The sequence below is a fragment of the Nitrospira sp. Nam74 genome (assembly GCF_965152615.1).
On the sequence record NZ_OZ224220.1, the window covers coordinates 4,888,864 to 4,909,125 of the forward strand.

Sequence of the window (20,262 nt, forward strand, 5' to 3'; positions counted from 1 at the left end):
CCAGGCTGAACTATGAACATCGACTTTCCATTTCACGTGGATAACCGAAAGCGAACCGCGACGACCGGCGACGACGATCACGTTCACGATTTGATCGAACAACTGATCTTCACGGCCCCTGGCGAACGCGTCAATCGCCCGGCGTTCGGCGGTGGGTTACAGCAATTGGTGTTCGCGCCGAATAGCCAGGAAATGGCAGCTGCAGTTCAGTTCCTCGTGCAAGGGACGCTGCAGCAGTATCTGGCCGATCTGATTCAGGTTGCATCCGTTCAGGTTGACGCCGTTGATTCGACGTTGCGCGTGCAAGTCGACTACGTGATCAAACGGACCCAGCAACGGGTCACCGCGCAATTCAGCACCGAGGTGTAAGTGGCGACTCAGTACTTTTGCAGCAATGTAAGGCGGCGCGATTCAGTCCGTGCCGCGGTCAACGGCAACGGCCAACCGTTCCTGAACGGCATCGATTTTCTCGAAGTCTCGCCGGCCGATCACCAGACGCTGTTGGTGCATTTTCTGCATAATCTGCCCGGTCAGCCCGACGGTGTACCCGCCGGCCCGGCATTGACGCCCGACCACTTCCGCATCGAAGGCGGCGTCCGAATTACCGACGTACGGGTGGAGACGGTCGCCGGCACGTCAAACAACGTCCTCGCCCTGACAACGAATCAAGCGGGCGACTTTTCGACCTACACCCTTCGTTTGCAGACGTCGCCGGTGATCGATGATGCACCGTCCGGTTTTGATCCCCTGCTGGCCGAGGTGAGCTTTTCATTCAAGGTGCATTGCGAAAGCGACTTCGATTGTGCTCAACGTGACCCGTGCCCGGAGCCGCAATTCACAACGCCCTACATCAATTACCTCGCTAAAGACTATGCGAGCTTTCGCCGGCTCATCCTGGATCGACTCGCCGTCATCATGCCGGACTGGCTAGAGCGGAATCCGGCCGACCTCGGTGTCGCGCTGGTCGAGTTGCTGGCCTACGTGGGCGACTACTTGAGCTACTACCAGGACTCGGTGGCGACGGAAGCCTATTTGGGCACGGCGCGACGCCGCGCCTCCGTACGGCGGCATGCGCGGTTGGTGGATTACTTCATGCACGACGGTGCCAACGCGAGGGCATGGTTGGTCTTCGAGACACAAGCTGACCGCGGCACTGTGCTCGCCCCCGCGATTCCAAAATCAACTCAAGTCCTCGCCGCGTCGGGCACTGCGCAGTCGGACGACCCGGGAGTCGTGTTCGAGACGCTGCACGCAGTGGTGTCGCTTAAGGCCTCGCGCAATGCAATCGCGTTGTACACGTGGGGCGACGCGAAATGCTGCCTGCCGACAGGAGCCACGCGGGCTACCCTTCAAGGCTCCAAGGCGTTGTTCGACCTGAAGAAGGGCGATGTGCTGATCTTCGAGGAAGTCCTCGGCGCGGAGAGCGGCTTGCCGGAGGACGCCGATCGCATGCACCGTCACGCGGTGAGGCTGGCTGAAGAACCGGTCGAGCGGGTCGATCCACTGACAAAGACCGTGGTCGTGGACATCGTCTGGCACGCCGACGATGCGCTGCCATTCCCCCTGTGCCTGAATGAGTTTGACGACGGAGCAGGCGGCGTAAAGCAGGCCGCGGTCGTCCGTGGAAACGTGGCGCTGGCCGATCACGGGGTGACGGTCGCCTCTGCGATGGCAGGCGATGATCTTGTTCCATCGCTCGTCCAGGAAGGCCGCCCCTATCGACCCTCGCTGAAACGGAGCGGCTTGACGCAGGCATCGGCCTACGATGCGGTAGTCGCACGTGGAAAACCGGCGGCTGCCGCGATGCAGGTCGACATCCGCACGGTGCTCCCGGCTATCACGCTGCGCGGCGAAGGAGAACTATGGCAGCCGCGTCGCGATCTACTCGGCAGCGACCGCTTCGCCCCGGATTTCGTCGTCGAGATGAACGAGGATGGCCGGGCATCGCTGCGATTCGGCGACGATAAACTGGGACGGCGTCCTTCCGCCGGCAGCACGTTCAAAGCGGTGTACCGCATCGGCAACGGCAAGGCGGGCAATGTCGGCGCGGAAGCACTCACCCGGCTGGTGCCCGCGATTGACGGCGTCAAAGTTCGCAATCCCTTGCCCGCCACGGGCGGACTCGACGCGGAGCCGATCCGAGAAGTGAAGCTGTATGCGCCACAGGCCTTTCGGACGCAGGAGCGCGCCGTCACGGAAGACGATTATGCGGCGGCGGCGCAACGCCATCCCGAGGTGCAACGCGCGGCAGCGACGCGACGGTGGACGGGAAGCTGGCACACCATGTTCGTAACCGTCGACCGGCGAGGCGGAAAACCGGTGGATGCCCCGTTCGAACAGACTCTTCGTGACTTTCTTGAATCCTTTCGTATGGCGGGCTACGACCTGGAGATTGACGCACCGCGTTACGTGCCGCTCGACATCGCACTCACGATTTGCGTCAAGCCGCATACGTATAAGGCCGTCGTGAAAGAGGCACTGCTGGACGTATTTGGCAATCGAGATCTGCCTGATGGCTCCCGGGGCTTCTTTCACCCCGACAACTTCACCTTCGGCCAACCGGTCTATTTGAGCCAGGTGATCGCGCGAGCCATGCAAGTACCCGGTGTCCAGAGCGTCATGACCATCGACCGTTTTCAGCGGTACGGGCAGGACGCGCATGGCGAGATTGACCAGGGCTTCATCTCCCTGTATCGGCTGGAGATCGCACGGTTGGACAACGATCGCAGCGCGCAGGAGAACGGCCGCCTGGAGTTCGTGATGCAGGGTGGGCTGTAGGGGGCCTCATCCCCGCATGCGCGCATTCCTGTGGGTGTTGGAGAATTGAGATGAGCGAGAATAACCTGGATCATTGCGGCTGCTGCGATCCGAACATTCCGGATCCAACCGTGGACAATCCGCCGGGGCTGCCGTCGTTGACGTATCGCATCGGCACTCATGGGGCCTTCATGCGTCGAATGCTGACGCACCTGCCACACGAAGGGATTGAAGATGCGCCGAACCAGATCCGTTATCCATTGGCCCATTTGTCGACGCGGGCAAGCGACGACCCTGCCATTGCACTATTGGATGCCTGGGCGACCGTCGGTGACGTGCTCACCTTCTATCAAGAACGGGTGGCCAATGAAGGCTTCCTCCGTACGGCGACCGAGCGGCGCTCCATCCTCGAACAGGCCAGACTGATCGGCTATGAGTTAAGCCCGGGCGTCGCAGCGAGCGCGTATCTGGCGTTCACCGTGGATACGGCCGAAGGGGCGCCGGTGAGTGCCGTGGTCGCCAAGGGCACGAAGGTGCAGAGCGTACCGGGACAGAATGAACTACCACAGACCTTCGAGACCAGCGAAGACATGACGGCGCGGGTCGAATGGAACGCGCTCAAGCCGCGGCAAATGCGTCCGCAGGAGCTCGCCATCAATAATGCCAAAGTGTATCTGCTTGGCATCAGCGTCGGCTTCGGCAGCGGCGCCGCCACGCTCGATGTGACTCAGACCCACCCTCTTGATAGCGATACGCCCGTGCCGACCACCGGCACGGTTCAGGGCCTGGAGATCAATACGCTCTACGTCGCCGGCACGACAACGAATCTGAAGAGCGGGGATATAATTCTGCTCGCCGGCCGACAGGCGAACGGCACGACGACGCAAACGGTGGTCAAAACGGTCTTGAGCGTTACGGAAGAAAACGAGCTGAATCGCACGAAAGTGGAGTTTGACGCCGCGATACCCGCGTCCACTGGCTATCGCCTAGGCGGCTTGATGAAGGCACAAGTGAAGGTTCAATCCCTGTCTCTCGATTCTCACTCTGTCGACCAACAGATCGTCGCCCAGACCTGGAAGAACAATGAATTGACGGCCTGGTTAACCATGCAGGGCTGGAGCGCCAATTCCGCACTTGGGTACATTTACGGCGCCTACAACTATCCCAAGCCGAAAACGCAACTGCCGCCCGGCTCACCCGGAGCATTCGCCATGCGCGCCAAACTCGGCTTCTTCGGACACAACGCACCCGCCTATGCGAGCCTGACGAACACGGTGCAGGCGGCATTCTATCCATGGGACGGCGGCCTCTCCGTCTGGAAACGATCGCTGAAGCCGAGCATCTCGCCACCGACCGCGGCGCCATACTACGAAGACGCCGACTGCTTCCTAGAACGCTCGGTCCCCGGCATGACCAGCAACGGGTGGGCCGTCTTCGAGTTGCCGACCAAGCAGTTTACCGCCTTCCGCGTGACTGCGGCGACCGAATCGTCGTTGGCCGGCTTCAGCCTCAGTGCAAAGGCGACGGGCTTAAAACTCGCCGCTGCCGATACCGGAACGGTGCTGGGCGACACAACGACCGAGAAGAGCGAGACCTTTAGTGTTCGAAAAACCACGGCCCACGTGTTGAGCGACAGGCTGGCGCTGGTCCAACTGCCGATCGAAGAGCCGATCGGCAAGGGAACCGCCGAACAACATCAACTGACCCTCGATCGCATGGTTCTCAACCTGGAGATGGGGCAACCCATTGCCGTAAGCGGCGAGCGGGACGACTTGCCTGGTGTGACCGTGCGCGAAGTCGTGATCATCGACACGATCGAACACAGCGGGGGGTTCACCACATTGTTGTTCAAGTCTCCCGGCATGAAGTTCAAATATGTGCGCAAGACGGTGACGATCAATGCCAACGTGGTGCTCGCCACGCACGGCGAAACGGTGACTGAAGTCCTGGGCAGCGGAGATACCGCACAGCTCAATCAAGGCTTCATGATAAAAAAACCTCCGTTGACGTACACGGCGTCGTCCGATCCGTCCGGCGCGCAAAGTTCCCTCGACGTACGCGTGAACCGCGTGCTCTGGGAGGAAGCGCCACGATTGGTTGGGCTTGATGCAAAGAGCGAGGCGTATCTGATCCGCATTGACGACGAGGCCAAGGCCAGCGTGATCTTCGGCGACGGGGTCCAAGGCGCTCGACTCCCGACCGGTGTGGGGAACGTAATGGCGACCTATCGGAGCGGCATCGGTCTAGCGGGCATGGTGGCGGCCGACAAGCTGACACTGCTGATGACGCGGCCCCTCGGCATTCGAGGCGTGACAAACCCGTTGCCGGCGTCCGGTGGCGCCGATCCGGAAAGTCGCGACAATGCACGTATCAATGCGCCGCTGACCGTCCTGGCAATGGAGCGCATCGTCTCCCTGCAGGACGTCGAGGATTTCGCTCGGGCCTTTGCGGGAATCGGCAAGGCCCAGGCGGTGGGCCTCTGGCATAGCGGCGTCCGATGGGTTCATCTGACCGTCGCATCGGAAGCGCCTGTCCCGATCGAAGGCGGCACGGTCACCGGCCTGTCCGACCACCGTGTTGACGCGGCTTCGCCGCTTGGGCAACACCTCCAGGACGCCATTGAGCGATCCAAAGATCCGTCGCTGCGCATCCGCGTCGACACGTATCAGCCGGTCTTTTTCAACCTCAGCGCCAACGTGCTGATTGATCCACGTTACGTATGGGTCGATGTCGAGGTTGGGATCAACGCGGCGCTGACGGGGGCATTTGCCTTTGCGTCACGTGCGTTCGGTCAGGCCCTAACGGCGGCCGAGGTCATCCGCGTCATTCAAGCCGTGGCGGGCGTCGTCTTCGTGGATCTTGACGCGCTGTATCGCTTCGATCAGTCCCCGTCTCTCCCCGCACATGGCATGTTGCCCGCTGATGCCGTGCTGTGGGAGGAGGACAAGCCGGAGCCGGCGAGCCTCACCCAGCTTCTGGTGGTCAACCCGCTCGGCATCACGCTCACGCCGATTGCACCGGAGGCCGCGAAATGAGTGGACGACTGTTCAATCTCCTCCCCGCAGTGTATCGCGTGCGCGATCGGGCGCAGGGCGATCCGTTGCGCGCGCTACTCGCCGTGATCGAGCGCGAAGTCGACCTGGTCGAAGGGGACATTGCGCGGCTCTACGACAACTGGTTTATCGAGACATGCGACGAGTGGGTCGTGCCCTACATCGGGGACCTGCTCGGCGTTCGCGGTCTGCTCGCAACGAAAGACAGTACGTTCAGCCAACGCGGATATGTCGCGAACACGCTCGCCTACCGGCGCCGTAAAGGCACGGCTGCCGTGCTCGAGCAGCTGGCACGCGATCTCACCGGCTGGCCGTCGCGTGCCGTCGAGTTCTTCGAGCGACTGGCCACGACGCAACACGTGAATCACGTCCGACTCAAATCGCCGTCCACTGTCGATATCCGCAGCGCGGATGCCATGCAATTCGTGAACACTCCATTCGAAACCGCCGCCCATACCGCCGAAATGCGGCACATCGATAACGCCCGCGGCCGATACAACATTCCCTACGTCGGTCTCTTTCTGTGGCGTGTTCAGAGCTACCTTCTGACCGGCGTGACGGCACGACACATCGATGCGAAGCGTTTCACGTTCGATCCGCTCGGCGGTCGGCGCCCGCTCTTCAACGTGCCCGAGACCGAAACAGGTCTGACGCATCTGACTGAACCAATCAATGTGCCGATGCCGATCTCACGACTGATGCTGCATCACGACCTTGAGCACTTCTACGCTTCGGCGGATGGGGCAAACAGCGTACAGCTCACCATTGGCGGGGCCGCTCTAGACGCCGGACATGTTGTCTCATGCGATTTGTCGGACGCCGGCGCGGGCAATTGGGCGCACGATGCGCCGGCGGGCAAGGTGGCCATTGATCCACAACTCGGTCGTATCGCCTTTGCCGATGCGCCAAGCGATGACGTGACGGTCAGTTTCGCGTATGGCTTCGCAGGTGATCTCGGTGGCGGGCCGTACGACCGGCGCGTCTCGCTGGCCGAGGAGCTCAAAGCCGGGACGACCTGGCAGATCGGTGTGATGGAAAACCCGCCGCCGTCGCAGCATCAAATCAAGGCGACGTTGACCGAGGCCGTCAAGGAATGGAACCAGCAGCCGCCGGGGTCACGTGGGATCATTGTGCTGATGGACAGCCTGACCCATGAAGAGGATTTAAATACCCCGGAGACGCGCATCAAGATTCCAGCCGCGAGCCAGCTCCTCATCGTGGCCGCACAATGGCCTGAAGAAGAGACGGATGACCCCTTGCATCCCAAAGCACGGTTGACCGGCCGTCTGGGACCGAAAGGCGTACGACCGCATCTGAAGGGCACGATAGAAATCGTCGGGACTGCGCCGGCACACAGCCCGACCGCCGGCCGCTTGATTCTGAACGGACTACTGCTCGAAGGGACGCTCAGCGTGGTGGCAGGTCACCTCGGCGCATTGCAGATCGCTCATTGCACACTTGCCCCGAACGCCACGACATTCCTCTGTCAGAGCAATCCGGATCTGGCAATCACGTTCACCCGCACCATTTCCGGAGATCTCAAGCCCGGTGATTCGGCTCGCGTCTTGAGCGTCGTCGATTGCATCGTAGACGGCAGCATCGACGCGCGTGCGCTGAGTGTCGACAGTAGCACGATCTTTGGCCGAACGAACGCGCAGACGTTGGAGGCGACCAATAGCATTTTCGTCGGCCTGGTGCACATCGTACGCCGTCAGGTCGGCTGTGTGCGCTTCAGCTATTTGCCACTCGAGTCCGAGGCCCCTCGGCGATTTCAATGCCAGCCGACGGACAACAACAGCGCCAAGGTGATCGCGCCGCTCTTCAGTTCGGCGGCATTCGGCGATCCCGGCTATGCCATGCTGACAACCGTCTGCCCATCCGAAATCGCCATGGGGGCGGACGATGAAGGCGAAATGGGCGCATGGCATTTCCTCCAGGGGCCGCAGCGGGTGCGCAATCTTGGCGTGGCGCTGGATGAGTATCTGCGCTTCGGCCTGGAGGCGGGTATCTTTTTCGCGCCGCAGCAGGGGCACACTAATTTGTAATGCGTTAGAAATGTAGAGGCAGGAGCAACCATGAAAGGTGATCTCAGTCGTTCAACCTACCGGTCCTCGAACCACTACAGCAGCGTGCGTCTGCAACAGGGACGCGTGCTGCTCGATGCCGATTGGAACGAGCAGGCCGACATCGGCATGCACGTGGATCGTACGACGACCGGCGACGTTGTGGGTGTATGCGGGGCGCCGAAGCATGCACCGAATGAATTTATCCACTTCAAAGTGGCCGTTGAGGAAAATGGCCGTGACCTGCGCATCGCACCGGGACGGATCTATGTCGACGGCATCCTGTGTGAGAACGAGGATCCCAATGGCACGCTCTTCACCCAACAAATCGATTTCCCGGGCGCTACGATGCCGACCGCGAGCGGACCCTATGCCGTTTATCTGGACGTATGGGAGCGACATCTGAGTCCCGTGGACCAGTATGGCAATGACTTTCCCCTCCTGCGGGAATCCGCGCTCAACGGTCCCGATACCGCCACGAGAAGCCAGGTGGTCTGGCAGGTCAAGATTGCACCGGTGGAGAGCAAGAGTTGCGGCGCCTTTACCAGTCCGGCGGACCCCACGGGCAGGTTGCGGGCGCAAGAGGTGAAATCCGCGGATCCCGGCAATGACTGCCTCGTGCCCGCAGGTGGCGGATATCGGCGACTGGAGAACCAACTCTATCGCGTCGAGATTCACGACGTCCTCCAAAATGCAACCACGTTCAAATGGTCGCGCGATAACGGCAGCATCGTCTCGAAAGTCAAAGGCGTCGATTCCAACGCTCTCACCATCGTGGTCGAGGATCCCGGCCGCGACGAAGCCTTAGGCTTTGCCGGCGCAACATGGGTCGAATTGACCGATGAGGAGCGAGTGCTTCGAGGAGAACCGGGCGCTCTTTTTCAGGTCAAGACCGTGACCGGGGCATCCGTGACGGTGTTGAACCCAAACAGTCTGAGCTTCGCCGTCGGCGCGAACCCAATGCTGCGCCGATGGGATGGTACGGCGACGGTCGCGGCTAACAGTCCCATTGAGCTGGAGGCGGGCGTCCAGATCGAGTTCGACGGAGGCACATTCGCTAGCGGCGATTACTGGCTGATTCCCGCACGAACGCTCACGGGTAAAGTCGAATGGCCACGGGATGGCGGCACTCCCCCTGCGCCGGTGTTTGAGAAGCGGCATGGCACGGCACACCACTACTGCATGCTGGCAGTAGTAGATTTCACTGGCGAAACGTTCGGCGCGCCGATCGACTGCCGCGAACTCTTTCCTCCACTAACCGCCATCACAGCATCGGACGTGTCGTACGATCCGGCGAAGTGCGACAACTTGAGCGGCGCCAAGACGGTGCAAGAGGCTCTCGATATTCTGTGTCGGTCGTCCGGTGGCGAGGAGCCGGGCATTCAGATTCAGAAGGTGACGCTGTTGAGCGGAAAGCCCCTGGAAAACGATACGTTTGTCGATCCACGTGAACTCGCGAGAGGCCTCCGCATCACATGCGACAAGCCGTTGTTTCAAGACAGCGTGCGCAACGAAAAGGGACTGCCCAATCCGGTTTGCCTCGTGACGCTGGACTTGCCATGGCCCATCAGTAGCCTTGATCGAGAGCTGTGGAAGGTCGGCAACGCAGGCTTTGTAGGCTTTCAGACCCTTACACTCGCGGGAAACGTCAATGCCGACGGCAACGATATCTTCTGGTCGCCGTCGACGCAAGCGCCCAACAGCGTGCAGCAGTGGCTGGCCGAAAGTTTGCTGAATACGATTCAAAACCAAACCCGCGGCCAGGTGGACCGAGTGCTCGCCCGTCTTACCTTAAAAGGCAATTTCATCTGGGGACGGAACGATTCGAAGGAATATGTGGACGGCGAAGCCTTCGGAGTGCCGGCGGGCCAGGCGACGGGGATCAGACTTCCCAGCGGGAACGGGCGGCGGGGCGGTGATTTCGAGATGTGGTTCTGGGTGGCCCAACCACAACAGCCCACACCCACGGTCACCACGCCGACCGCAACGATCACACGACCGACAATTACAGTTACGGCTCCGACCTTGACGCTGACGCAGCCGACGCTCACCATCACGAGGCCGACTGTGACAATCCCCACGATCGTGCGTCCGCCGGTCGGTCCCGGTGGCCCTGGCCCCACCGTCATCGTTCCGCCGAGGCCCGATCGGGGTAGCGCCGGCCCTCAACATGCGCTCACGGCCGTTAAGGGACTGACCAGGGGGCAGGCGAAGAAGCTCGCGGCCGCCGGCATTCGGGATGCGCGAGCGCTGGCCGACGCGAATTCAACGGAGGTGGCGGCGACATTGGGCCTGAAAAGGCCGGGGCAGGCACAGGTCCTCATCGATGAAGCGAAGCGACTGTCCAGTCAGCCATGAAGGCGCTGTTCGTTCATCCATCGTATCCCAATCAGTTTACGGAAATTGCCCATACCCTCGGGAAACGAGACGGATGGGAGTGTGCCTGCCTCGTCCAGGACAGGTTCACTGAATCCGTTCGCCGTGACGATCCGCCGATTGCCTACTATGGCTTTCAGGAAGAGTCTGCGCCGCTTTCCGGAAACTACTACAGTCAGTGCCTGGAAGAAGGCGTTCGTTGCGGCAAGGCCGTCGTCGAAGCCGTATCCCATCTACATGCCGCGGGCAACGTCGATGTCGTCGTCGGCCATGCGTCTTTTGGGACGATCTTCTTCATTCGCGAGATACTCCGGATTCCCGTGATCGCCTACGTTGAACTGCCCGGATACTTCCCTATTTACTGCCGTGAGGAATTCCCGGCTCAATACCCTGAGAGCCTGATCGATGTGTCGTTGCGCGCACTGATCCACGCAAGCGTTCTTCAGTCGGATCTCTGTCTCGTTCCGTCGCGGCATGCCAAACACCTCTTCCCGGAGGAATTACAACACAAGATTCGGATCCAAGCCGAGGGGTTCAATATCCCCCTTCACGTGCTTGATAAGACCGCCCTCCGCCATGACTTGGACTTGCCAGATCGGGCGACGATCGTGGGATTTGCAGGTCGAACCCTGGAAGCGATGCGTGGATTTGATGTCTTCATTAAAGTTGCCAAGGAGATTCGACGGGTCCGTCAGGACGTTCAGTTCTTGGTCGTGGGTGATGAAATGACGATCTACGGCAATGAGACCGCGTACCTGGTGGAAAAGTCGTTCAAGCGGCATGTTTTAGACACCGAGGGGGTGGACGAACAGGCGATCATATTTAAACCGTTCATGCCCCGCGATCAATTTATCAAGCACCTCCAGGCAATGGACCTGATCGTCTTCCCGACGTTTGAGGGAGCGGGCAACTGGGCGCTATTCGATGCCATGGCCGCAGGGATTCCCATTCTAGCGTCAAACCGTTGCTTCATCCCGGAGGTTATCACCCATCGGGAAGATGGATTACTGTTCGATCCACAGGACGTTGATGGATTCGTCCGTGCCGCCTTGATGATTCTTGCCGATCCGTCTCGGTTCAGCGGGTTCGGCTTCCGGGCCAGAGAGAAAATCGCGCATCGATTTTCCATTGAGAACGCAGCGGACGGGTACGCATCAATTATCGCAGAGGCTGTCGACATGAGACGTGCGCGAGTTGCCTAGCGACCGATGTCCACGGGCCCGTGCTCATGAGTGAAGCATCCCGTCGGCACGTCTCACTCTAGCAGTACGTCCCGACGGGGAAGACGATGCGGAGCGATGACACGCTGGCAAGCTCTGACCCTATAAGGACAGAGCTAGGCACCCCCCTGAAATTCCCGCCAAAAGCCTCTCGCAGTGCGTTGGGATAATGCGCCAATAAGCCAAACGCCCTCACCATCTCACATCTTAGGTTTCACGGCACACCATACCGGCGAGGTGAATCAGATAAACTTCAATCTCGATAAGTACATATGTACAGTTTACTAAAAGACCAAGATCCGCTATAGATTTGTAGTCTCATATACTACGCACTATGACGGTCATGATAAGCAGTAGAATAAGGAAAATAGGGAGCGGAATGTTACGACACACGGGTAAAGGCGACCGCCGGCATGACCGCCCCATCGTTGATTGGCAGCATCACGTGCTGCCTGCTGCGGGGAAACAACTCACGGCGGCCCAGTTGTACGTGGCGTATCTCCTAGTTCTGGCCGTGTTCGCGGCCGACGTATCGCTTCCGCTCGGCACCGCCGCCGCGTGCCTTTACCTAATTCCCCTTGGCTTTCTAGTCTTGTGGTCCGGCCCAACGCAGGCATACCGTGTCGTGCTTCTCGCCACGGTATGCATGACCCTCACCGGCGCGGGGTCTCTGCAATCTCATGCCGAGCCGCAGCCAGTCGCTAATGATAACCGTATCATTGCGCTCACTCTCATTATTGTCATGACGCTTCTCGCTTTGCTAAGGAAGCACACGGAGGGAAATATCAAGATCCTACGGGGTCTCCTACCCATCTGCTCATACTGTAAGAAAATTCGGGACAAAAAGGGGTACTGGCAGCAACTGGAGTGGTACATCGCCGCACGATCCGAGGCCGACTTTAGTCATGGCATGTGTCCAGAGTGCGGGCCTAAACACTTCCCCGACGTCTATGCTGAGAAACTGACACAGAGAGTTAAACCCACCGCCTCAGACGCGCTCGAGAGGCAGACACGCTAAGACGACGATCGCCGCCTCCCCAATCATCATACATGAGCCTTCCTGTTGTCGTGGGACGCTGACCGGGACGATGATAAATCGACCACGTTGCCCCACGCAGCGCAACGCCATGCCTTCAACCATCTGAAGGCCAGAATTGTGCTTCTCTCGACATTGTCCGAAACTCAGCGTCACAAACGCTGAAGTGAAGCTGCAATGGACCAGGAACAGGGCACGTTTCCGCGGCACTGTAGGTGGATTGGCTCACATTCGCGTGAGAGCCACGCCTTGGTCCACGAGGAATGGAAACTGAACTTCACACGTCTGCTTCAAATCAGTTCAGTGCCGAGCGTGGCGTTCAAACCCGAAGCCACCTGTGTCTTGCCAAGGCCTACCGGAAATATCCGCCGTAAGTGAAATTTCTACTTTTCGCGGTTTCGCATAGCGCCATGCGCTTGTTCCCGCCGTATACATGTTAGTTCACTCGACACGGAAAGATTAAGAATAAGCATGCCTCGCCACAACGATCTAGCAGGTTCGTGCCTCAAGGGACTCTATGTACGCCTCCGTCTGGCCCATATCGCCTTATGACACTTATGGCTTAGGTTATCAAGTTTAAACCGGTTGCATTACTTCGTGTCTGGCAGATCCCGATTTAGATCGTGCTATGAGAGGGCTTGCGTCGATTCGGATCGCTCTCTGCACTCTCCAGCGAAAGGGACGTCTTCTTATGGCGAACAAATCAAAATTTAAGAAGCCCTATAACGACAGACTGTTTGCAGGAGGAGTGAGGCGCTTTATCCATTTACGGAGGTTTTATTGGCTCAGGCAGAGTATGAGCACATTGAACATTCGGCGACCAAGAGTCATCGAACTCGGCTGTTATGATGCGAAGACCCTCTCCTTCTTAAATGATGAGCCGGAAGAATATCTTGGCCTCGATGCCAACTGGGAAGGCGGGTTGGATATTGGACGCCTCAAATGGAAAGATCGGCCAAACATCTCATTACAATATTGTCTAGAGCCCCCCGACATACCCATACCCCCGCGCCCTTATACTGTCGGCATCTGCATGGAGACCGTCCAACACATTCCTCCGCATTTGCTGCGCCCGTACCTTGAAAGGCTCAATGAGGTCGTGGAAGGCTATCTGTTCTTTACGATTCCCGTTGAACGGGGAGTTATTTTTTTTCTTCGGCGAGGGTTGAAGAAGATCATGCGCATGGAAGATTACAATTTTAAAAACACCCCTATCCGTGAATTTCTGTACTGTGCTATGGGACGGCTGAATCAAGTGAAGCGGCGTGACAATAAGGGATTCGATGATCGAACAGTTGTCGACGAACTTGCGGGGCTGTGTGACATTGTAAAAGTAAGTGGCATCTTACCTGGGCTACCGTGGCCGAGTTTGAATTTTCAGGTCGGGATCATTGCGAAGACCAAACATTAAAAAGCGTGACTTGCATGTGCGGGCGGCCACGGCGGTGCGAGGTGGATACAACAGCATCACAGTACGTGCAAATTCCGACGCTTGCTGTCGTAGCCATGTTGATCTTGGTTGGGGCAAACACGATATTTGAGCCGGATGATTGCGTCGCTGGAGGGAAATCCTGGCAAGCGTTAGCTGAGCACGGGGAAGCTCGCGCGCAGTTCAAGCTGGCTGCTTGCTACGAGAGAGGCCAAGGAGTACTACAAGACTATGCGGAGGCTATTCGGTGGTATCGACGTGCCGCGGCACAAGGATATCAGGCGGCGATGTGGCATCTCTGGGATATGTATCGCCGGAACCGGGGGATTCCTTTTGAGCGCCAAGCCGCTCACCTTTGGTTACGCGAAGCAGCTCAAGAAGGTGACGCCGTCGCTCAATATTTTCTAGCTGAGGCGTCGATGAACGGAAAATACCAGTCGCGGGATTTGGTGAAAGCGTACATGTGGCTGATACTCTCAGCGAGACAGTCCTTTCCACCCGCCACATATGAACAAGATCTCCTGGCCACACAGCTGTCACCATCGCAGATCGCGGAGGCTCAACGATTGGCCAGAGAACACGAACCGAAGAAGTCACGGTGAGGTTTCCCCAAGGCGATGGCACGACACCAGTAGAGTAGACTCGCGGCTTCGATGGTCCGTGACCATAACGAGCGCATCATAGAGCGGCCACAGTACCCGGAGGAGCACGTCCTATATCGGCGCCGGGCAGGTGGACGTCGGAAGTCGATGGGCAACATCTGACGACAGCTTTGAGTGAACGAAGTCGAGTTCGAGGATGATCCATGGAGTGCGCCCATCCATCAGATGGAAAAGGCGCGCGCGATCGAACAGTGTCTTATGTTTTATCAACCGAAGCAACCGTCGGTTCGCAAGTCTCTATCGTGAAGATATCAAACCGCGGTAAAACAGAAGACTGACTGGACACATCCACACGTTCAGTCTGCAGCACAGTACAGAGAAAGCAGCTACATCGCGTAGCTATATCAATAGCTAAAGATTTTACATACATTGGATGGGCAACCTCCATTCTGCGGTACATCGACTAGCGTTCAGACGCAAGGACAGCCAATAGGATGAAAGCATGCTAGGTGATTTCAGCTAACGTGTCTATCGCAGCTACTACTACGTTTAACTATCTAGCCTAGAAGGGGTGCGCAAGCTTGCAGGGCTCATCGGCATACGTATAGTACCGGTGTGCGGCCATTCGCGATCAACAACTTCAACAAAACCTTCCAACTCTCATGCTGAGCGCAGTTCGTCTCATGCCTGATGGGAAGACACACGCAACGGATAGAGTCGATGGAGTGCCGGGAGAGCGTGCCTTACGAAGCAACCCGCAACCCGGCAGCAACCAACGGACCAGTGAGACAACTTCACCGCAAAAGCAAAGTCATTGAAATCAATGAAGACGATGACGATGAAAATGGGGGTGAGTACGCAAAGGGTTTCCGAACTTTTCTGCTGACCCACCCGGAATTGGCTCGCCTCGATTTGATCCTCAATTCAGACGCCACCGTTTAGGAAAGCGTTTCCTCCACCCTTATCAGGTCTATTCCAGCTCACAGGAGCCTACTTTACCTAAGGCTCACCGTGAAATCCGCACGTGGGCTGGAGTAAGTTGGAAGCTTTACAGAGGTCCTCTTGCTCCCGGCTGTAGGTTCAGGATCTCTGACTGCCGGTGGCTACATGCGCATACGCATTCCCGCCAGAACAGTGCGAAGTGGCGCACGATCTTTCTCATCGAGTGACTAAGAAAGGATGACGCCCCAATAATTGGTCCCTTCTTGTGAGACGGATGGAATGGCTGCCAAGAAGTTGGTAGATGGAATATTCCCAATAAGGCATGGGTCAAAAGCCGGCTGATTTGAAGTTCAGTGACGCTGGATTTTTCAGGGCTTTTCCTCTATCGTCCGGAGGTTGAAAAAGAAATCATGTCTGACAATGAATTACTTTAATTTGGAGGCACACACCTGAATGCCAATAGCGTTCAACCTATGGCAAGGAGATTCTAATGACCGTTACGAATAGGCAGTCCCGGACGAATGTGCACGAAATTGCTGAGGGAATCTATCGCATTAACACGCCGATCGTGATCGAAGGGGTAGGCGGGTTCTCGTTCAACCAATACCTGATCCTCGATGAGGAATCATTGCTCTTCCACACCGGCCCCCGAAAGATGTTTCCACTCGTCCGCGAAGCAGTGGCAAGCGTTTTACCGGTTGAGAGACTGCGCTATATTGCATTTTCCCATGTTGAAGCCGACGAGTGCGGCTCGCTCAATGAATGGCTTGGAGTGGCTCCAAACTCCATACCACTATGCGGCACTGTCGCTGCCACCGTATCGATCGGCGACCTTGCTGATCGGGCGCCCCGTGCGCTTGCCAATGAAGAGTTGTTCCCTCTGGGCAGTCACGCCGTGCGTTGGTTCGACACGCCGCATCTGCCTCATGCATGGGAATGTGGCTTTCTGATGGAAGAACGAACCTCTACCTTGCTCTGTGGCGACCTATTCACGCAGGGAGGCGCTGATCTTCCGCCCATCACGGAGTCGGATATTCTTGGACCGAGTGAGGCCTTCCGCCACAAGATGGATTATTTCTCACACACGAAGAACGCGCGCGTGATGCTAGAGCGCCTAGCCTCGACAAACCCAGCAACACTTGCGTGCATGCATGGCAGTGCATGGCATGGTGACGGAGCAAAACTGCTGTGGGCGCTCGCTGATTCCCTATCTGCATGAAATATCGCCCAACCAGCCGGCTCCACTAGGAGTTGATTTTGACCTTCTGACCTCCAGTCTTGATCCCCAAAGAACTCACAAGAGTACCGCCGGCTATGCGTTGTAGCTGTTCTATCATGCGGGCTGGCCATTTCAAGACGCTTCATGGTGGTCGCTCATAGGAATTCGTAGTTCTATAGCTAATCAGCAGTATAAAGAGGTCATGTCAAAAAGAAGCTATGAAGGGTGCCAATCCCCGGACGAGGTGCGATATGGTCTGTTGTGACGAGATTGCAAACCACTCACCGTAAGGAGGTGGCATGTACTACTGTGGTTTGGAGGTCTCACTGAAGTCAACGCATGTGTATATCGACGATGAACAGCGGCAGGTGTGTGAAGCGAGCCGCCGTCCCGACCACGTCCACCGGGTTGAGCAGAGGCTCTCGAAGGGTACCGATACAGGTGCGTGCCGCAGTCAAGGTGGGAGGGCAGAACGATTGGATCATGGAGGACAATCTCATATAGCCTTCTTTTGCCGTAGGCTTAAGACTACCGAGTAACCATTCTCCCACCCGTCACCGGTACTGGGAGACGTATGGTGGGTCCGAGAACAGACTAGTGACGTGTAACCTCAGCCGCGCAAGTAAGCCATCTATGTGATCCTCGATAATCTCTCGACGCACAAGACCAAACAGGTGCAGAGATTTCTCAGCGACCATCCGACTGTGCAGTTGCACTTCACGCCGGCCTATTACCCCTGCCTGAACCAGGTCGAATTCTGGATCACCAAGATTAAGCGCGACGTCCTCGCCCGAGAAATCTTCACATCTTGGAACGATCTGAAACAGGAAGCTACTCGTGTGTTTGACTAGTGGGGCGGCACCATCGTATGGCGGCAAAGTCGCATCAGAAGGACTCGTGACGTCCGATGTAGTAGTCGGTCCACCCCTGTCACGGGAGTGTTCTATTCGACCAAAGCCTGATTGCATTGGAAGCCTGCGGCATTGGTGAAGCAGGTCGAAGATGCTGAAAACGCCGCTTCATTACTTGATAAGGAGCATGGTTTCTGAAGGGACGACAATGGTGTCCCCTGGCCGGAGAATCACATTCTCACCGACGCCGTCTTTGAGGACAATGTCCAAATAATTGGCCGTCAATCTGACCTCGGTCCTCGGATCTTGCCAACGGAGGATCGCGATTCGGGTTCTATCGGCCTCCGTTGTAAATCCGCCTGCCAATGTAATGGCCTGAAGCAGTGTAGTCTTACTCTTCAGAAAATAACGGCTGGGATTCGCCACCTGGCCCATAACGAAAATGCTATAACTGTTAACCTCCTTCACCATGACCGACACAGCGGGACTCTCAACGAACATTTTCAGCCGTCTGTTGATATCGGCGGTGACCTCCGCTGGCGAAAGCCCGCTCGCCTGTACGTCGCCAATGAGTGGGAGCGAGATTCTCCCGTCTGGGCGCACCATGACGATCTTCGAGAGATCCTTGTTTCGCCACACATTAATGTCTAAGACATCTTCGGGACCGATGTAATATTTTGACGTGACAACGAGAGACTCCTTCTCCGTGCCGTTGAGCCGGCGTGGAGTGTCGGTCGAAACAGTCGCCACATTGAGGTCCTCCGCATTGACGTTAAGAAAAAGTATCGAGACCATGAACATGATGAGCACAACGAGACTCGGCACGGTGCAGATCGCTCTTTTCTTTAGCATGCATCTGCCTTTTCTCTGTCCCCAGGGTTACTCAACTCGCCTGCATGGTCTTCCACCACGATGCCGCGTGCGGCATTCAGCCATCCTGTCGGCATGGCTCGGTCAAAGCCGCATCGTATAGTGCAAGGAGCGAGGTTGCGCAAAACACAAGCTGGCACTCTCCTGGTATCGACGCGTAGTGGCATTGACGATGATCGAGCAGGCCAAATCCACGCTTACAGTTCACTTTTCCTATGAGGGAATCGAGAAAGATGATTTACATCGTCCCATCCCGTTTGTTGACCAACGGACCTCATCATCCTTCTGGATCGTGAGGTTGAGGAGAGATCCCGAGACAATTTCTTGCACAGAACCGGTCCGTGTCATGAAGGGCATTGTGGGCAGAATGCGAGGAACATCGCCATACCGGTCACCACGATCAACCAGCTCAGGATCTGTAAGATTGTGGCTCTTAATCATTCCGGCATAGGGTGTGCTTGAACAAACTGAATCGCGAGATCATGTCCCGAAGGGCCGCCACTGTTTTGGGGCCATCCCATCCCGGGCTCTCGTAGAAATACTGCGATATGATCAGCGTGGCTGTAGCCAGGACAAGTTCAGTGTCTTGGGTGGTCCACGAAGGCACGGCATCGGATGCTGTTGAACGCTGCTCCGTCACCATTAGGCCTGTCTTGCGGCAATCCGCTCGTGTCCCTTGTGATCGCGTATGATGGGCCCATGTTACTTTGCCCCTCTGTCGAGTCCGTGTTCCCGGATTCAATGACCAAATCGGTCCAGACCTGCAGCGTGTTCCATCGAGTCTGCCTCGATCAGGGTGTCGCATGGGAGCCTCCTTTGGCTCGGTCGCGCGCTCGTTTAAGGATGAATGGGGAACCAGGCCCTACCACGGCCACCATCATACCGGCGATCTATGAAGCGACGGTTAACCGAAGATGAAGATTTGCTGAGCATCCACTCAAGCGTTCCGAATCGATCCGTGTTCATGATAGTTATGTAGGCGCTTTCTATGTCAGTCATTCAGTAACGAGAAGGGTGTACCACAGCGTAATGCGACTCCTCATTGTGGAAGACGACGCCAGCGTCGCGCGATTCCTTGAGAAGGGCCTACAGGAAGAACGCTATGCCGTTGATATCGCAACCGATGGAGAAGCGGCGATCGCGCTTGCACAGCATGCCGCGTACGATTTGATTATCTTGGACGTCATGCTACCCCGCAAAGATGGCTTAAGCGTGTGTCGGATCCTGCGGGACAAAGGTCACACAGCGCCGGTCCTGCTTCTGACGGTCCGTGACTCGACTGAGGACAAGGTTTGTGGTCTTGACTGTGGAGCCGATGACTATCTGACGAAGCCGTTTGCGTTCGCTGAATTATTAGCCCGCATACGAGCCCTGCTCCGCCGGGCGACGGTCCCGGGCTCGGGGCGGCTGAAACTCGCGGATTTGGAACTCGACCCCGCTGCCCATCGCGTCTGGAGGAGTGGAACGGAAATCATATTGACGGTCAAGGAATATGCGCTCCTGGAGTATCTGCTGCGAAATGTAGATCGCGTGCTGACCCGCACGGCGATCATCGAGCACGTATGGGATATTCGGTACGATTCGATGACGAACATTGTCGACGTTCACATTCGCGCCCTTCGCGCAAAAATCAATCGGCCGTTTTCCGTGTCGCTGATTAAAACCGTGCGTGGCGTCGGGTATGTCCTGGAGACACCGCCAGGGAAACTGTGAGCTCATTTCGGCGTCGCATTCAACATTCCTCCCTCGGCCTCATCGCGCTTCTCTTGGTCACCTTGGATGTGGCGGTCTATTCGGGTTTTGTAGGAATTCTCCATAAATACGTCGATTCACGGCTCCAGGCT

15 protein-coding genes are annotated in these 20,262 nt (G+C 57.4%); 13 read left to right on the forward strand and 2 right to left on the reverse strand.

Annotation, left to right across the window (positions count from 1 at the left end):
- Nucleotides 1-12: 12 nt before the first annotated feature.
- The 11 genes from ACWHYZ_RS23035 to ACWHYZ_RS23085 all read left to right on the forward strand — a co-directional run bounded on the left by ACWHYZ_RS23035 (nt 13) and on the right by ACWHYZ_RS23085 (nt 16,697).
- Entirely contained in the window at nt 13-369 is a 357-nt protein-coding gene (locus tag ACWHYZ_RS23035; protein ID WP_447985006.1) for a GPW/gp25 family protein, read from the forward strand.
- Nucleotides 370-2,778 carry a putative baseplate assembly protein gene (locus ACWHYZ_RS23040; protein WP_447985007.1) on the forward strand — a complete coding sequence of 803 codons (2,409 nt, stop codon included), beginning with the start codon at nt 370-372 and terminating at the stop codon, nt 2,776-2,778.
- A 50-nt stretch (nt 2,779-2,828) separates the two neighbouring features.
- Nucleotides 2,829-5,792, forward strand: a complete 2,964-nt coding sequence (locus ACWHYZ_RS23045; RefSeq protein ID WP_447985008.1) for a putative baseplate assembly protein — start codon at nt 2,829-2,831, stop codon at nt 5,790-5,792.
- The gene (locus ACWHYZ_RS23050; protein ID WP_447985009.1) at nt 5,789-7,855 is read left to right on the forward strand and encodes a hypothetical protein; all 2,067 of its coding nucleotides are present in this window, start codon (nt 5,789-5,791) and stop codon (nt 7,853-7,855) included. Before ACWHYZ_RS23045 ends, ACWHYZ_RS23050 begins: the two co-directional genes overlap by 4 nt.
- Before the next feature lie 30 nt (nt 7,856-7,885).
- Nucleotides 7,886-10,231 carry a DUF6519 domain-containing protein gene (locus ACWHYZ_RS23055; RefSeq protein ID WP_447985010.1) on the forward strand — a complete coding sequence of 782 codons (2,346 nt, stop codon included), beginning with the start codon at nt 7,886-7,888 and terminating at the stop codon, nt 10,229-10,231.
- Nucleotides 10,228-11,451, forward strand: a complete 1,224-nt coding sequence (locus tag ACWHYZ_RS23060; protein ID WP_447985011.1) for a glycosyltransferase — start codon at nt 10,228-10,230, stop codon at nt 11,449-11,451. The genes ACWHYZ_RS23055 and ACWHYZ_RS23060 overlap by 4 nt, the downstream gene beginning before the upstream one ends.
- A 397-nt stretch (nt 11,452-11,848) precedes the next feature.
- Entirely contained in the window at nt 11,849-12,487 is a 639-nt protein-coding gene (locus ACWHYZ_RS23065; protein ID WP_447985012.1) for a hypothetical protein, read from the forward strand.
- An 814-nt stretch (nt 12,488-13,301) separates the two neighbouring features.
- Nucleotides 13,302-13,916 (forward strand): hypothetical protein, encoded by a 615-nt coding sequence (locus ACWHYZ_RS23070; RefSeq protein ID WP_447985013.1) that lies wholly within the window; start codon nt 13,302-13,304, stop codon nt 13,914-13,916.
- A gap of 41 nt (nt 13,917-13,957) precedes the next feature.
- A complete protein-coding gene (locus tag ACWHYZ_RS23075; RefSeq protein WP_447985014.1) occupies nt 13,958-14,536 on the forward strand; it encodes a tetratricopeptide repeat protein in 579 nt (192 codons plus the stop codon).
- Nucleotides 14,537-15,256: 720 nt separating this feature from the next.
- Nucleotides 15,257-15,478, forward strand: a complete 222-nt coding sequence (locus ACWHYZ_RS23080; protein ID WP_447985015.1) for a hypothetical protein — start codon at nt 15,257-15,259, stop codon at nt 15,476-15,478.
- Nucleotides 15,479-15,968: 490 nt separating this feature from the next.
- A complete protein-coding gene (locus ACWHYZ_RS23085) occupies nt 15,969-16,697 on the forward strand; it encodes an MBL fold metallo-hydrolase (RefSeq protein WP_447985016.1) in 729 nt (242 codons plus the stop codon).
- A 332-nt stretch (nt 16,698-17,029) separates the two neighbouring features.
- Here ACWHYZ_RS23085 and ACWHYZ_RS23090 read toward each other — a convergent pair whose 3' ends face one another.
- Nucleotides 17,030-17,197: a hypothetical protein gene (locus ACWHYZ_RS23090; protein WP_447985017.1), complete on the reverse strand. Its 168-nt coding sequence runs from the start codon at nt 17,195-17,197 to the stop codon at nt 17,030-17,032.
- 135 nt (nt 17,198-17,332) lie between these two features.
- Between ACWHYZ_RS23090 and ACWHYZ_RS23095 the strand changes: the two genes are divergently transcribed.
- Nucleotides 17,333-17,548 carry a transposase gene (locus tag ACWHYZ_RS23095; RefSeq protein WP_447985018.1) on the forward strand — a complete coding sequence of 72 codons (216 nt, stop codon included), beginning with the start codon at nt 17,333-17,335 and terminating at the stop codon, nt 17,546-17,548.
- A gap of 171 nt (nt 17,549-17,719) precedes the next feature.
- Here ACWHYZ_RS23095 and ACWHYZ_RS23100 read toward each other — a convergent pair whose 3' ends face one another.
- Nucleotides 17,720-18,400 carry a polysaccharide biosynthesis/export family protein gene (locus tag ACWHYZ_RS23100; RefSeq protein WP_447985019.1) on the reverse strand — a complete coding sequence of 227 codons (681 nt, stop codon included), beginning with the start codon at nt 18,398-18,400 and terminating at the stop codon, nt 17,720-17,722.
- A 1,047-nt stretch (nt 18,401-19,447) separates the two neighbouring features.
- Here ACWHYZ_RS23100 and ACWHYZ_RS23105 point away from each other — a divergent pair.
- Nucleotides 19,448-20,131, forward strand: coding sequence for a response regulator (locus ACWHYZ_RS23105; RefSeq protein ID WP_447985020.1), 684 nt, complete (start codon nt 19,448-19,450; stop codon nt 20,129-20,131).
- The last annotated feature ends 131 nt before the right edge of the window (nt 20,132-20,262 follow it).

Bases quoted from the DNA above. Each gene is read 5' to 3' on its own strand.
- ACWHYZ_RS23035 (WP_447985006.1), top strand. From the start codon at position 13: ATGAACATCGACTTTCCATTTCACGTGGATAACCGAAAGCGAACCGCG.
- ACWHYZ_RS23045 (WP_447985008.1), top strand. From the start codon at position 2,829: ATGAGCGAGAATAACCTGGATCATTGCGGCTGCTGCGATCCGAACATT.
- ACWHYZ_RS23050 (WP_447985009.1), top strand. From the start codon at position 5,789: ATGAGTGGACGACTGTTCAATCTCCTCCCCGCAGTGTATCGCGTGCGC.
- ACWHYZ_RS23055 (WP_447985010.1), top strand. From the start codon at position 7,886: ATGAAAGGTGATCTCAGTCGTTCAACCTACCGGTCCTCGAACCACTAC.
- ACWHYZ_RS23060 (WP_447985011.1), top strand. From the start codon at position 10,228: ATGAAGGCGCTGTTCGTTCATCCATCGTATCCCAATCAGTTTACGGAA.
- ACWHYZ_RS23065 (WP_447985012.1), top strand. From the start codon at position 11,849: ATGTTACGACACACGGGTAAAGGCGACCGCCGGCATGACCGCCCCATC.
- ACWHYZ_RS23070 (WP_447985013.1), top strand. From the start codon at position 13,302: ATGAGCACATTGAACATTCGGCGACCAAGAGTCATCGAACTCGGCTGT.
- ACWHYZ_RS23080 (WP_447985015.1), top strand. From the start codon at position 15,257: ATGGAGTGCCGGGAGAGCGTGCCTTACGAAGCAACCCGCAACCCGGCA.
- ACWHYZ_RS23085 (WP_447985016.1), top strand. From the start codon at position 15,969: ATGACCGTTACGAATAGGCAGTCCCGGACGAATGTGCACGAAATTGCT.
- ACWHYZ_RS23090 (WP_447985017.1), bottom strand. From the start codon at position 17,197: ATGAGATTGTCCTCCATGATCCAATCGTTCTGCCCTCCCACCTTGACT.
- ACWHYZ_RS23100 (WP_447985019.1), bottom strand. From the start codon at position 18,400: ATGCTAAAGAAAAGAGCGATCTGCACCGTGCCGAGTCTCGTTGTGCTC.
- ACWHYZ_RS23105 (WP_447985020.1), top strand. From the start codon at position 19,448: ATGCGACTCCTCATTGTGGAAGACGACGCCAGCGTCGCGCGATTCCTT.